Source organism: Paenibacillus sp. P4_A7, assembly GCF_056402455.1.
Genome location: NZ_JBFUHJ010000936.1, coordinates 1 through 508, shown reverse-complemented (window position 1 = coordinate 508; position 508 = coordinate 1). Strand labels below are relative to the sequence as shown.

Sequence of the window (508 nt, the reverse complement as noted above, 5' to 3'; positions counted from 1 at the left end):
CCATAGACATGTTTACCGGGAGTCAGACAGTGAGTGCTAAGATCCATTGTCAAGAGGGAAACAGCCCAGATCATCAGCTAAGGTCCCCAAGTGTGTGTTAAGTGGGAAAGGATGTGGAGTTGCAAAGACAACCAGGATGTTGGCTTAGAAGCAGCCATCATTTAAAGAGTGCGTAATAGCTCACTGGTCGAGTGACTCTGCGCCGAAAATGTAACGGGGCTAAACACACCACCGAAGCTATGACATGTRCCATTAGGTACTTGGGTAGGGGAGCGTTGAATACGGATTGAAGTTGGACCGTGAGGACTGGTGGACTGTATTCAAGTGAGAATGCCGGTATGAGTAACGAAAAGACAAGTGAGAATCTTGTCCGCCGAAAGCCTAAGGGTTCCTGAGGAAGGCTCGTCCTCTCAGGGTAAGTCGGGACCTAACGCGAGGCCGAAAGGCGTAGTGGATGGACAACAGGTTGAAATTCCTGTACCACCGTAAACCGTTATGAGCAATGGGG

The 508-nt window shown here is 49.7% G+C and carries 1 rRNA gene; it reads left to right on the top strand.

Annotation, left to right across the window (positions count from 1 at the left end):
• A 23S ribosomal RNA gene (locus AC1DWN_RS35035) occupies positions 1-508 on the top strand; the annotation flags it as partial.